Annotated in this window: 13 protein-coding genes; 6 read left to right on the top strand and 7 right to left on the bottom strand. The window is 62.8% G+C overall.

Annotated features, from left to right (window positions below; genetic code table 11):
• Window positions 1-467: 467 nt before the first annotated feature.
• Window positions 468-857 carry a HEAT repeat domain-containing protein gene (locus tag AC3EA7_RS09410; protein WP_488613790.1) on the bottom strand — a complete coding sequence of 130 codons (390 nt, stop codon included), beginning with the start codon at window positions 855-857 and terminating at the stop codon, window positions 468-470.
• An 18-nt stretch (window positions 858-875) separates the two neighbouring features.
• On the bottom strand, window positions 876-2,816 hold the full coding sequence (locus AC3EA7_RS09405; RefSeq protein WP_488613789.1) for an alpha-amylase family glycosyl hydrolase: 1,941 nt from the start codon (window positions 2,814-2,816) through the stop codon (window positions 876-878).
• A gap of 743 nt (window positions 2,817-3,559) precedes the next feature.
• Here AC3EA7_RS09405 and AC3EA7_RS09400 point away from each other — a divergent pair.
• From AC3EA7_RS09400 to AC3EA7_RS09390, 3 genes are all read left to right on the top strand, one after another.
• Window positions 3,560-4,393 (top strand): SDR family oxidoreductase, encoded by an 834-nt coding sequence (locus AC3EA7_RS09400; protein ID WP_488613788.1) that lies wholly within the window; start codon window positions 3,560-3,562, stop codon window positions 4,391-4,393.
• 238 nt (window positions 4,394-4,631) lie between these two features.
• A complete protein-coding gene (locus AC3EA7_RS09395) occupies window positions 4,632-5,501 on the top strand; it encodes a hypothetical protein (RefSeq protein ID WP_488613787.1) in 870 nt (289 codons plus the stop codon).
• Window positions 5,502-5,850: 349 nt separating this feature from the next.
• Entirely contained in the window at window positions 5,851-6,453 is a 603-nt protein-coding gene (locus tag AC3EA7_RS09390; protein WP_488613786.1) for a hypothetical protein, read from the top strand.
• A gap of 38 nt (window positions 6,454-6,491) precedes the next feature.
• On the opposite strand, the gene AC3EA7_RS09385 is transcribed toward AC3EA7_RS09390, so the two are convergent.
• Window positions 6,492-6,623: a hypothetical protein gene (locus AC3EA7_RS09385; protein ID WP_488613785.1), complete on the bottom strand. Its 132-nt coding sequence runs from the start codon at window positions 6,621-6,623 to the stop codon at window positions 6,492-6,494.
• Window positions 6,604-7,179, bottom strand: a complete 576-nt coding sequence (locus AC3EA7_RS09380) for a hypothetical protein (RefSeq protein WP_488613784.1) — start codon at window positions 7,177-7,179, stop codon at window positions 6,604-6,606. The genes AC3EA7_RS09385 and AC3EA7_RS09380 overlap by 20 nt, the downstream gene beginning before the upstream one ends.
• Before the next feature lie 101 nt (window positions 7,180-7,280).
• Between AC3EA7_RS09380 and AC3EA7_RS09375 the strand changes: the two genes are divergently transcribed.
• A complete protein-coding gene (locus AC3EA7_RS09375; protein ID WP_488613783.1) occupies window positions 7,281-7,784 on the top strand; it encodes a Crp/Fnr family transcriptional regulator in 504 nt (167 codons plus the stop codon).
• Window positions 7,785-7,825: 41 nt separating this feature from the next.
• Here AC3EA7_RS09375 and AC3EA7_RS09370 read toward each other — a convergent pair whose 3' ends face one another.
• The 3 genes from AC3EA7_RS09370 to AC3EA7_RS09360 are packed head-to-tail and all read right to left on the bottom strand — an operon-like array spanning window position 7,826 to window position 10,045.
• On the bottom strand, window positions 7,826-8,806 hold the full coding sequence (locus tag AC3EA7_RS09370) for an ornithine cyclodeaminase family protein (RefSeq protein ID WP_488613782.1): 981 nt from the start codon (window positions 8,804-8,806) through the stop codon (window positions 7,826-7,828).
• Complete coding sequence (locus tag AC3EA7_RS09365; protein ID WP_488613781.1) at window positions 8,787-9,584, bottom strand: SDR family NAD(P)-dependent oxidoreductase; 798 nt, start codon at window positions 9,582-9,584, stop codon at window positions 8,787-8,789. The genes AC3EA7_RS09370 and AC3EA7_RS09365 overlap by 20 nt, the downstream gene beginning before the upstream one ends.
• Window positions 9,585-9,613: 29 nt before the next feature.
• Window positions 9,614-10,045, bottom strand: coding sequence for a hypothetical protein (locus AC3EA7_RS09360; RefSeq protein WP_488613780.1), 432 nt, complete (start codon window positions 10,043-10,045; stop codon window positions 9,614-9,616).
• 413 nt (window positions 10,046-10,458) lie between these two features.
• On the opposite strand from AC3EA7_RS09360, the gene AC3EA7_RS09355 reads away from it, so the two are divergent.
• Window positions 10,459-11,412 (top strand): GntR family transcriptional regulator, encoded by a 954-nt coding sequence (locus AC3EA7_RS09355; RefSeq protein WP_488613779.1) that lies wholly within the window; start codon window positions 10,459-10,461, stop codon window positions 11,410-11,412.
• Window positions 11,409-13,463 carry an alpha-galactosidase gene (locus AC3EA7_RS09350; protein ID WP_488613778.1) on the top strand — a complete coding sequence of 685 codons (2,055 nt, stop codon included), beginning with the start codon at window positions 11,409-11,411 and terminating at the stop codon, window positions 13,461-13,463. The genes AC3EA7_RS09355 and AC3EA7_RS09350 overlap by 4 nt, the downstream gene beginning before the upstream one ends.
• The last annotated feature ends 41 nt before the right edge of the window (window positions 13,464-13,504 follow it).

The following is a 13,504-nucleotide window of genomic DNA, read 5'->3' as shown; positions in this document are numbered from 1 at the left end:
ACGACGCTGCGGCTGCCAGCGATTGAAATCGCACCTGGTGGTCCTGCGGCCGACCGTCCGCCTCCGCGGACGGGAACGGCGGCGTCCACGCAGGTGAACGCCCGGCGGAACGCCTGCCCGGCGCGACTTCAGTCGCCAGCCCAGGCGCAGCGCAGCAGGGACGCGTTTTCTTGCCGCCTGACAATGCATGCCTGGACCCGGGTGCGCGGGTGCAGGCATGCATTGTCAGCATACGCGCGGACGTGAACGTCCGCGCTGAGCGAACGAAGCCCCGCTGACGCGGGGCTGGCTCCGGGCATGCGTCCACACCGGGGCGAGGGCGCGGCAGCGCCCTTCGTACGCTCAGCCCGACGGTTCAGCGCCGGGCTGAGCGTCCAGTTGTCGCCTGACAAATCGTGCTTGGACGCGGGGTGCGCAGGAATGCGCCGCCTCGTGCCTCTCACCTCGCGCCTCTCACCTCGTGCCTCTCACCTCGTGCCTCCCACCTTCTCCCGCGCCACCGCCCGCCGCACGGCGCGCGCGGGATGCCCGGCGAGCATCTCCAGCGCCCGGTTGCGCTCCGGCGATGGCTTGATGGTACGGAGCGCTTCTACAATTGCAAGCCCCTGAACGACGTCAATCGGGTGCGCCAGCGCGCATTCGGCAAGCGGAATGGCTGCCCGCGGTTCGCGCCGGTTGCCGAGCGAGATGATGGCGCCCATGCGCACTTCGGGGTTGGGATGCCGCAGCGCATGGATGAGGCGATCGGTGTAATCGCGCTGGCGCCATTCAGCAGGCGTCGCGCCGCACACGGGGCACGGCGCATCCTGTTGATCCGCGGTGATCTCCGCGAAACAGACCGGGCAGTAGAACTGCACAGCGGCGCCTCTCCTGGGTTATGGTCGATTGGTCAGCACCAGCGTTTCGGCTGGCGGCAGGTTGCGGATTTCCACATACGACGCACCATTGCGTTGCCGCACCGGCAGGCGCTCGCCGACCGGGTGCGGTCCGGCGTATCCCAGCGGATCGGCAGCCTGCGCTGTATTGAGGATGACGGTCAGCGTGTCGCCGGGACGGTTCAGCGCGGCATCGACCACGACATCACCGCCGCGCGCGAATACGCCGTGCGGATTGATGACGCACAACGCCTCTTCGTCGTCGAGGATGCGCGACCAGGCGACAATCTCTCCGGCTGACGGAAAAGCGAACGGCTGGTTGAAATTCGAGATCGGGCGCAGGTATTGTCGCCCGTGGCGCAACACCGGATAGGCAGCGCGCAATGCGGTCAGCGCCGCGATCCGCACATAGACCGGAAACCGCTCGTCGAAACAGTGGCGTCCGGCGGTGCCGAAAGGTCCGAACCCCGGCAGCGCCGTATCGCGCGCCTGCGGGTCAAGCCCGGCGCGGCCCGGGGCGCGTGGGTGCAATGGACCAAACATTGCCTCGCGCAGGTAACGGTCGGCGCGGCCCCACTCCGGCAGCCACTGCCGTTCCGACGGCTCAGGACCGCCAAACGCCTGTTCGGTGCCGTAGTAGATGCACGGAATGCCAAGCGTGAAGAGTTGCAGCGCGGTTGCTGCCGCCGCCTGATGCTGTGACATCACATCCGTCGAGAAGCGAAGTTTTGCGCCGACGACGTGATCATGGTCATCGATGATCGAGACGTGTCGGCTGCCGAGGTTGCGATGCGACCCCATGACAGCCAATCCGGGCACAAACCCGTCGAAATAGGCGCGCGCCGGCGCCAGACCCTTCGCCACATTCCCCAGCGCCAGCCGCATGTCGCCAATGTCGAGCGCAGCGTTCAGGTTGCGTTCCAGCGCCTCCAGGTAGCGCGTCGCCGCAAAATCGCCGCCTGCCACCTCGCCGATCAGGAAGAAGTTGGTTTTGCCCAGGTTGGCGGCGAACTCCTTGATCGTGCCGCAAAAGTTGCGCGCCTGCTCGAACGAGACATGTTTGAGCGTATCGATACGAAAACCATCGCAATCGGTGAGCGCAATCCAGTATTTGTAGCAGAGCGCCAGGTCGGTCAGTGCGCCCGGCGCATCGAGATTGATGTCGCGCAGTGTAAAGAAATCGGAGCGCTTGTGCTCTGCCGCCGGATCATCGAGGTCACCGGCGCCCAGGTCGCCAGCGCCGGCCCGCGTGTAATACTCGACATTGCGCACCTCATCGGGCCACGCGGCATCATCGACATCGGGCACGCCGAGGAGCGGCGCACCCGTGGCATCAACCCAACTGCCGAACGGATAGCGTCCGGTCGTGTAGCGCGGCATCTCCGCGCCGCCAGGGACATCCGGCGGATAACGCCAGTTGGGACCGGAGTGCTGGAACACAATGTCGAGCAACACGCGCATCCCACGTTCGTGCGCGGCGCTCACGAGATCGACCAGGTCCTGGCGCGTGCCAAAACGCGGATCGACATCGAGAAAATCCTGGATGGCATAGCCGTGGTAGGTGTTCAGGTGACCGCGTTGCTTGCAGACCGGGCTGAGCCACAGGGTAGTGATGCCGAGCCGTTGCAGGTAGCCGAGTTTCGAGATCACGCCGCGCAGAGTGCCGCCCTGAAACCGTTCGCCGCCTGACTCTGCCCAGCGGTCCCAGCGCCACGGCTCGCCGTTGGGCGACGCTGGTCGCGACGCCGCCAGGTAGCGTCGGTCGAGCAGTGGTCTGGTCTCTTCCTGACCATCGCTGAACCGGTCGACGAGGAGAAAGTAGATCACCTCGTCGCGCCAATCGACTGGCGAGGGGTAGTACGCCACGCGACGCGGCAGTTGCATTGAGCGCCTGACGCTCGGCGGGCGTGGGCGGCTCAGGGTGTCACGGATGAAGTTCATGGCGTGTCCTTCATTATTACAATCACCGCCAAGACCCTTGAGGTCATGCGACGCACCTGCCACAGGCGGGGTATGTTCGGCTTGCGATAGTCCATCGCAACGCGCGGTCGACGGCAAAGACCTCAAGGGTCGGGTATGTCTTTACCCTCAACGTTCCCGCCTTCGCATCTGCAAACCTCCCGCGCCCTCTGTTCAACGCGCCCAGGAACGCGGCGATGCAACGCTCCTTCGTGCCGCCATCTGCGACCCTTAACGTTTCCTCCGCCCCACCTTCCACCTTCCCGCTTCCTATGCCTGCTCCTGTTATCCACCAAGGACACGAAGGCGCACCAAGGGGCAATTCCACCTTCCACCTTCCCGCTTCCTATGCCTGCCCCGGTTATCCACCAGGGACACGAAGGCGCACCAAGGGGCAATTCCACCTGCCACCTTCCCGCCTGTAAACCTCTCACCTCCTGCCTCTCACCTCCTGCCTCTCACCTCCTGCCTCTCACCTCTCGCCTCTCGCCTCTCGCCTCTCACCTCTCACCTCTCACCTCTCGCCTCTCACCTCTCGTCTCTCACCTCTCACCTCTCACCTCTCACCTCTCACCTCTCACCTCTCGCCTCTCACCTCTCGCCTCTCGCCTCTCGCCTCTCACCTCTCGCCTCTCGCCTCTCGCCTCTCACCTCTCACCTCTCGCCTCTCACCTCTTGCCCCCCACCTATGGTACCATGCCCGGCAACTCTCTGGAGAGTGCGTGATGTCCGAACCATTTCTTCGCTCCCTGTTTGGTCTGGAGGGGAAGGTGGCAGTGGTGACCGGCGGCAGCGGCGCTTTGGGCGCTGCTATGGCGCAGGCGTTGGCGCGCGTTGGCGCGCGGGTCGCCATTCTCGCCCGTCGCCTTGAACCGGCACACGCCGTCGCCGCCGCTCTCGAAGCCGCCGGCGGCAATGCACTGGCACTCAGCGCCGATGTGCGCGACCGGGCGCAGGTCGAACATGCCTGCGCAACCATTCTGGAACGCTGGAGACAGGTCGATATTCTGGTGAATGCCGCAGGCGGCAACATGCCGGGTGCAACGCTTGCCCCCGATGCGGCGCTCCTTGACCTCGATCCCGAAGCCTTTCGCGCCGTCGTTGATCTGAACCTGATCGGCGCCCTGCTGCCATCGCTCATCTTTGGCGCAGCCATGATTGCGGCTGGCGGGCAGGGGATCATTATCAACATCTCCTCGATGGCGGCGCACCGCCCGCTGACCCGCGTCGCCGGCTACGGCGTCGCCAAGGCGGCCGTTGAAAACCTGACACGCTGGATGGCGGTCGAACTGGCACGGCGGTATGGTTCAGGGTTGCGGGTCAATGCGATTGCACCGGGGTTCTTCATCGGCGAGCAGAACCGTTCGTTGCTGCTCAACCCCGATGGGTCATTGACGGCGCGTGGCGCGAGCGTCATTGCGCATACGCCCGCCGGGCGTTTTGGCGCTCCGGATGATCTGGCGGCGACGTTGATCTGGCTCTGCGGACCAGGCGCCGCCTTCGTCAACGGCGTTGTTGTGCCGGTGGACGGCGGGTTCTCTGCCTGGAGCGGCGTATGAACACAATGTGTTGGAGTCTGTCCGTTCCCCTGGTGTGATGATTTCTTCTCTTCCTGTTGCACGTACACGCGCTATACTGTGCAATTAGATGGGGGGTTCGCCCCATCCTGGCATGGCTGGCGATCCTCAGTGCGCCAGCCTGAAAAGAGCGGCGCCGGTTTGAGCTGCATTTCTCCTGCTTTCCCCTCCATCGTATCAACCGGCGCCCGGCGCGATGATGCGCAGAAAGGACGCTACGATGCGACGCATGGTTTTTCTGGTTCCCCTCCTGATCATCACGATGCTGGCGGCGGCAATGCCCGCATCCGCCTCGGCGCCACCCTTTGGCAATGATGCGTTCCGCCGGGTCTGGGAGCGCCAGGATCGACCCGTCGCCGAGCAGATCAGCGGGCGATCATGGACATGGGGACCCGCGCCAAACACTGCGGCAATGCGTGAACCGCTGGTTGAAGGTTTCGAGGGCATGCGCGTGGTGCAGTACTTCGACAAGAGCCGCATGGAGATCAACGATCCAACGGCCAACCCCTTCTCGCCCTGGTATGTCACAAATGGGTTATTGCCGATTGAGATGATGACCGGACGGATGCAAGTGGGGTACAACCTGTTCGAATGGCGTCTGCCCGCGCGGATTACGGCAATTGGCGATCCAGATCAATTCCCGACCTACGCCGATCTGATCCGCTTCTATCAGAACCCTGGCGCCGTCAACCCGAACGATCTGAATCGCCCAGCGACTGGCTTCATCAACCCGGATGGCAGCATCACCGGTTTCAATGACTATGTCAACGACCCGGCGACGATGTTGTTGCTCGGACCCAACAACCATGGCGTGGCCCGCGCATTCCTGGACTTCATGAACCAGAGCGGTCTGGTCTACGAGAATGGGCGCTATGTCGTTGCGAAGGTGTACGATCCGCTCTATGTCTTCGGACTGCCGGTGACGGGCGCGTACTGGGTCAAGGTGAAGGTTGGCGGCGTCGAGCGACCGATCCTGTTCCAGGTCTTTGAGCGGCGCGTGCTGACCTACAACCCGGCGAACCCGCCCGCCTTCCGCGTTGAGATGGGGAATGTCGGGCAGCACTACTACTGGTGGCGGTATGGGCGTTGAAGGTTGCAGGCGGGAAGGTTGAAGGTTAGCAGGTTACAGGCATCGATGCACGTCCATACACCCGTGCGAACGTTGAACGTTGCGTGTTGAGCGTTGCCAGTAGAGACGCCCCTTGTGGGGGCGTCAGTCACGCCAGCAGCAGCACGACGCGCCGGAAGGTGTGTTGAGCGTTGCCAGTAGGGGCGCCCCGTGTGGGCGCCCCTAAGAATGTTGAACATTGAAGTGGGAACGCTGCGCCCTCTGCGCTTCTGTGATGAATGATTCGGGCGTAAACGTCGGATACGAGTCATTCCTTGATGAGCGTGGTATACTACCATCATCACAACACCATCCAGTGATGGAGGCGCATATGCCGTATCGATGCAACTGGATTGCAGGAGTGTTGCTCGTTGGCGCGCTGATTGGATGCGGGCAGGCGACGCGGCTCAGCATTGCGCCGACGAACACGCCGGTCTCTCCAGCGTATGCGACGGCAGCCGTCGTTTTGACAGCAGTTGCAGAAGGCCGTGAGGCGCAAGTCGAACCGGCAACAGCCGCTCAACTGTCCGGTGCGACGGTGACTCCTGAGCCGGTTGCTGGCGTCTCCTCTGGGGCGCCGGCGGCAGCGAATGTGACTGCCGCCGAGCAGACGCTTCGTTCCTACTTCGCAGCATTCGGTGAACGCCGTGCGGCGGACGCATGGGCGCTGCTCGCGCCGGCAATGCAGGCGAATACAACGTTCGAGATGTTCGAGAGCACAACGCTGGCAGTGGAGTCGCTCAACGTGACGAACATCGACTCAGTGATCGCCGCTGACCAGCGCCTGATCTACGGCATTACCGTCGAGGCGTCGCCGGTTCCCGATCTTCCCACACGCTGGAAATCCGGTCCCAATCAGCTGTATGTGGTCGTGGTCAACACGCCGGATGGGTGGCGCATCACTGCAATTACCGATGAGCCGCCGTCGTATTAGCGCCAACAGCGACTCACCGGTGACAGTCACGTCCATTACTACGCCAACGGCGCTGGCAGCGCTCGCCATCCCGGCTCATCCCGTGTGACTGTCACCTGTGCCAACGGCGCTGGCAGCGCCAGAAACACTGGCAGCGCTCGCCATCCCGGCTCATCCCATATGACTGTCACCTTCGTGCTCCTCGTAGTAGCGCGCCAGGCCGCTAACGAGCATCTGCACCAGCAGCGGCGTCGCCGCGTCGCTCATAACCGTCATGTAGCAATTGTGCTCAATCGTCAATGCCTCTTTATACTGCCCGGCAGCCACGTACTGCGGCAGGAAGCGACGCGCCTGTTCCGCCATGGCGCGACGCACCCGCGATGAGGCGACAACCCCCAACGCGCGCAACAGGTAGTTGGTGAATGACGGATCGTTTTCGTCTTCGACAACCGGCGGCTCGCCGATTTCATCGAGGATCATGTCGATCAGGTCATCACTGAAATGCAGCGGCGTGAAGCGCTCGTCGCGGAAGAGTTCGAGGCTGAACTGGTTGAACGCTTCCTGATCGGCGCCGAGCTGCAGCGCCTGCATGCGAAAACGGCGCAAAATTTTGCCGGCTGAGTCGATCTTCGCCTGCTCCTCGGCATCCGGCGGACGTTCGAGCCACGTTCCTTCACAATTGCTGACGGTTGCCAGGTATGTTGCATGTTCGCGACGTGCGCGTTTCGCACGTGATTGCCTGCCCATAGATGCAGTGTCTCCCCGGATCTGTAACGACGCTTGCTTTCGTGCTATACTTATTGTACCCGAAACTTGAATGCAGGCGGCATCGATACCGGGAGATGCAGATGAGTGCGCGCGTGATCGACAATCTGCGCAAAGTCGAGATCTTTGCCGGGTTGAGTGACGATGAGTTGGTGCAGGTCGCCAGGTTGTGCAAGGCGCTGCGTGCGCCTGCCGGTCAAACGATCTTCAATGAAGGCGATACCGGAGATGAGTTGTATATCGTTCACGAAGGAACGGTGCGGGTCATGATCACCACCCGTCTGTCGGACGGAACAACTGCACCCTCGACGATCAACACCCTCTATCCTGGTCAATGCTTCGGCGAGCAGGCATTGCTCGGCGGTGCGGCGCGCACGGCAGCCGTCTCCGCCAATGAGCCGACGGTGCTCATCGTGATGCGGGCGCTGGATTTCGATGCGCTGGCAGAACACAACCCGCGGATCGGGTTTGTGGTCATGCGCAACCTGGCGCGCGATCTGGCGTACAAACTCAACGCTTCCAACCTCCTGTTGCGCGGCAACATCCGCTGGCGCGGCGATGAACTCGGCAAGCGCGCGCGCGAGTGAGCAGCGAACCCCGCAACGCAACAGGCAAAGCATTCCCGCCTTTACAGCGTCACCTCGACTCCCAGACCGAGTCGTTCCGCCTCGCGCAGCGCCAGTTGCGCAACGGCAATATCCTGTACGGCATTGCCGACCGATTTGAAGAACGTGATCTGCTCATCGCTCGTGCGCGCCGGCGACCGACCGGCGAGCACCGCGCCTAATTCGACGGTCTGCGTCTCATCGAGCAAACCCAGATTGCGCGCATGCTGGAGATCGCCCGCTTCAGCCCACGCCGCAGTCTGCTGATCCACCACGATGTATGCCCGCCCAACGGTTTCCGGCGGCACTTCGACCATGCGCGGCGTGAAGGAGCCAATGCCGTTGATGTGGGTTCCAGGGCGCAGGTCGGCATCGTCGAAGACCGGCGTCGGCGAGGAGGTTGCGCAACAGATGACATCCGCATGCGGGATAGCCGCCGAAGCGGACGAAACGATGTCGATGTCAGGCGTGATCGAGCGTTCGCGCAGCCATGCCACCATACGTTCGGCACGCTCACGGTTGCGGTTCACAATGATCACCCGCTCGATCGGGCGCACGGCGCACACCGCTTCGACCTGATGGGGCGCCTGCGCCCCGGCGCCAATCACCGCCAGCACCCGTGAGTCTGCGCGGGCAAGCGCGCGAGTGGCTGCGCCCGATGCTGCACCGGTGCGCAATGCCGTCAGATACGATCCTTCGAGCACCGCCGCCGGTCGTCCGGTTGTGGCATCGAGCATGGTTACGATTGCGTGAATGCGCGGCAACCCGTGACGGGCTGCATTGTGCGGAAAGACCGACACCACCTTCAAGCCCAACCCGCTGCTTTCTTCCAGCACCGCCGGCATCACAAACGTGTGCGACTCGTGGGCGCGTTGCTGGAGATGTGCGCGTAGCGGCACGACAGCACGTCCGGTTGAGAGTTGGACAAACGCAGAAGCAACCGCATCGATTGCAGCGGGCATCGTCACTGCACGCCGCACATCGTCAGCGCTCAGGATTCGCATACGAAACGCCTTTCCCTTCAGAGTCTCGCCACACAAACAGATGCGCCAGCAGCCAGTCCGCCAGCCGGGGAAGCAGCAACGCCATCCCCACCGTCAGGCGGTCGCTCCACGTGGCATACGCAACACACGGCTCATGGCGGATGGCGCGCACCATCGTTTCTGCCACCCGTTCCGGCGCAATGCCGGGCGGATTGAAGCGTCGCAGGTCGCCGTGGACGCCGAGGCGGCGCGTGTTGAATGCCGTGCGCGTCGTTCCCGGTCGCACCAGTGTCACAGTAATGCCGCTGCCGCGCAGTTCGACCCGCAATGCCTCGCTCAACCGGTCGAGCGCCGCTTTGGTTGCCGCATAGCCGCCGGCATAGGGCAGCGCCCGCAAGCCGACAACCGAGGAGACGAAGATGATCTGCCCGCGCCGGGCGCGCCGCATATACGGAAGCGCCGCCTGTGTCAGATACAGCGGACCGAACAGGTTGACATCCAGCGCAGCGCGCAGATCGGCGGGTTGCAGGCGCGCCACCGGCGCTGCCAGACCGACGCCGGCATTGTTGATCACCACATCGATGCGCTGATAGGTGGTGATGACTTTTGCCACGAGACGCTGCACTTCCATCGGATCGGCGACGTTTGCCGGAATGGCGCGCGCGCGCCCATTCAACCGGCGGGCAAGGTCATCAAGGCGCGCAGTGTCGCGCGCGGTCAGCACAACGTGCGCACCCGCAGCGACGAGGGCGTGCGCGGTTGCTGCGCCAATCCCACTCGACGCACCCGTGATAATCACAACTTTTCCTGCCGGATCCATCGCGTGGTCTACCGATCCACTGCTGCGGACACCGCCTCATCTGCATCGTTCAACACAGCGGCAAGGCAATCTTCCACCACAACGGCAGCAATAGGCAGAATCGGCACAAGCGCGAGATTGTAGCGCTCGGCGATCGCGCCCTTCAGTCGCAATCCATGCTGCCCCAGCCAGATCAATCCCGGCAGCAGCGCCGGTATCACGCCGAGGGTCAGAGCACGCGGCAACCAGCGGGTGCGCGGCAGCCGCCCGATCAACGCCTGCCCGACAGTGACCACCGCCAGGGTGTTGAAGAGCAGCCGGGTATGCTCGCCAACGCTCTCGTCGCGCAGGCTGAGGTAAGGGATTTTGGGCCACCACTGACGTGAATTGCCGTGAAGGATGATCATCACCACGACATTGGCGGCAACGAATGCCAACCGGTTCAGCAAAGCGCCTGTCATAGCCTCGTTCGCAAGATTCATAACATAGGGAGCGGCGTTCCTAATACAGTAGAACGAAATGTGCCGCGTGTCAACCGGTGCGCTCGACATCTGGATGCAGGCATGATGTGTCAGGCGGCAGCCCGCCGTACCGCCCGACGCTAAACCGTCGGGCTGAGCGCACGAAGGGCGCTGCCGCGCCCTCGCCCCGGCGGGGACGCAGATCCTGAGCCAGCCCCGCTGACGCCGGGCTTCGTGCGCTCAGCGCGGGCGTTCACGTCCGCGCGGCGCCGTCTGCCAGGAACGCGATGGTTCCTGGCAATGCATGACTGCCCCCTCGACATCTCGACGTCTTGACACGACTGCTATTCTCGCGTACTATGCATATGTCTCATATCCTATGCCATAAGACAAACCGACGGAGTAGTCGAACAGTGACAAAGGAGCGCATCTCCACCAAAGACATTCAGCGCGCGCTGATCTGGCGTATCAGTCATGGCGTGTATCACCCTGGCGAAACGTTGCCGCCGGTGCGGAAACTGGCTGAAGAATTCGGCGCAAACCGCAACACGGTGAACAAAGCCTGCCAGGAATTGCGCAAACTCGGTATGCTCGAGATGCGCGCCGACCGGCGATCACCGATCGTCACCCGCATCGCAACCACTGCCGCGCCGCTGGAGTACGTGCGGCAGCAGGCGCGCGACGTTGTGTGGCAGGCAATGTCGGCAGGGATGACGCGCCAGCAACTGCTCGCCGACATCACGGCGCTGATCGAAGAGGTGTATGGCGAAAGCGATCTGACGATCCGCTTCCTCGAATGCAACTCCTACGATAGCACCACGCTGAGCCACGATCTGTCGTGCCTGACCGGTGTGCCAATCGGCGCCGGCTTGCTCGATGAATTGCGCCAGGACGTTGACGCATTCGCTCAAAAATACGATCTGATTGTGACGACCTTCCACCATCTCGCGGAGGTATTGCAAGCGTTGGCGCCCTATCGGGATCGGGTGATCGGCGTCGATACGCGCCCTTCGCCTGAGTCCCTGCTCCGTATTGCACGGCTGACAAAACCGCGGATCGGGCTGGTGTGCACGCTGCCAGATACCGCTCGTTCGCTGGAATACACCATTCTGATTTATCAACCAACAGCGCAGGTCATAACTGCGCGGATCGACGCACACGATGATGTCCGCCGTGTGGCGCGCATCTGTGATCATCTGGTGGTGACGCACAACTGTGTCCCTGCTCTGGCGGAACTGACCAGTCGGCGACCTGACGTGGTGATCGAGTTCCGCATCGATGATCAGTCTATCGAGTATTTGAAAGATCGCATTCGTGTCACCCGTCATGAGAGGACGGCGGCGCGATCTCAAAGGAACGTCTCGTGATCATTCCTGCCACGCTCGATCTCTCCGCTGCCGGAATGTCCTGCCTGCTGCGCCTCGTTCCGCGCATCGCGCTGGTCAGGCTTGGACTGGCGGATACACCATGGGCGCTGGATTCGTCGGCGCTTTTTGCGGCGGTGGTTGATGGACAGTTGCTCGATGCACAGACGCCAGGCGCACAGGTACGGCGCGTGTCGGAGTATGAGGCGCCGTCTGGCATGCGGCATGTCTGTCTCGAACTGGCGTATGCCGCTTCCGGGATTGTCGTTGAGTATCACGTGGCGATGTATGCCGACGCTCAAGTGCTGGAGACGTGGATTGTTGTGCGGAATGAGAGCGAAGCGCCGCATCGCGTGACCCGACTGGACTCGCTGGCGCTCGATCTTCCGCCCGGCATCTATGAACTCTGCACCTTCACCGGTGCGTGGGGCGCAGAGTTCGGACCGCAGTGCGCCCCCCTCAGCAGCGCCACACTGCTCGAAAGTCGTTCTGGACGATCATCGCACGGCCATCATCCCTGGTTCACGCTGATACGCAACGGTCGCTCATTGACGTCCGGCATGGTTGCGTGGTCGGGCAACTGGGTCGTGCGGCTGACGCCGCGGCTGGATGGCGCTGTTGTCCTGTCGGGCGGGCTGCACAATTGGGAGTTCGCCGTCGATCTCGCGCCAGGAACAGCGGTCGAAGCGCCGCCGGTGGTTCTGGCGTTCGCAAAGGGCGATGATCTCGACGAGACCGCTGTTCAGTTTGCGCGTCTGGGACGGAAGTTCTGGTATCCGCACAACGCACTGGCGGATGCGTTGCCGGTCGAGTGGAATCACTGGTGGGCATACGAAGACCGCGCGCTCGATGAGGCGACGTTCCGCGCCAACGTTGATGTCGCGGCGCGCCTGGGCATCGAGGTGTGCACCCTTGACGCCGGATGGTTCGGCGCTGCGGATGCTGGGACGCACTGGTACGAACAGCGCGGCGACTGGGATATGGTCAATAGCGTGCGCTTCCCGTCTGGTATTCGCACACTCGCGGATTATGTTCATACGCATGGCATGCGTTTCGGTATCTGGTGCGAAATCGAGGGCCTCGGCGCCCACGCGCGGCTGGCGGAGCGGCGCCCGGCGTTTGTCGCCATGCGCGACGGCGAACGCCTCGGGTATGTCTGCCTGGGAAATCCGGCGGCGCAGCAGTGGGCATTCGAGACGCTCGACCGCCTTGTGCGCGAGTATGGATGCAACTGGATCAAACTGGATTTCAATCTCAATCCCGGCGCCGGGTGCAACCGCACCGATCACGGGCATGGCGCCGGAGACGGGTTATATGCTCACTATCGCGGGTATTACGCGCTGCTCGACCGGTTGCGCGCCGCGCATCCCGAGGTGGTGCTGGAAAATTGCTCGTCGGGCGGGTTGCGCATCGATGCGGGTATTGCGCGCCGCACTCACATGGCGTTTTTGAGCGATCCGGACTGGCCCGAACATAGTTTGCAGGTGTTCTGGGGCGCGACCTGTATGCTCGCGCCAGACGCCTGCCTGCACTGGGGCTATTGCGAGTGGGCATTCGCAGAGCATCCGAGCCAGAGGTTCAATCCGCGCGATCCGACGCTTCAGCCGCATCAGGTCGATTTTTACACCCGCATTTCGATGCTGCGACGCTTCGGCTTTTCACAGCGTCTCCCCGATCTGCCGGAATGGGTCGCACAGCGGTACACGGAACACATTCAGTTCTACAAAACCGTCATGCGGCGCTTTGTGCGTGAAGCAGACCTGTACCGCCTGACCGGGCAACCGCTCGGCGAGGGGCGCGGCGATCGCTGGGCTGGATTTCAGTACCGCATGCCCGATGGTCGCGAGCATCTGATTGCCGCTTTTCGCCTGCCGGGCGGAGAGCCGTCGCGGGCGCTGCGGTTGAAACACCTGAACCCTGATCGGACATACACCCTTTCGTGGATCGACACCGGGCGTCAGGCGCAGATCAGCGGCGCCGACCTGATGTGTGTCGGTCTCCAGTTCGACACTCTGCCAGAAGAAGGATCGGCAATCGTGTTGATCCACGAATAGATAACAGACGAAGCTGTCATTCGTCTCACTGGAGAGCAGCG

Source organism: Roseiflexus sp., from assembly GCF_057785375.1.
Note: the sequence above shows the minus strand (reverse complement) of the source record. Positions and strands in the feature narration are given on the sequence as shown.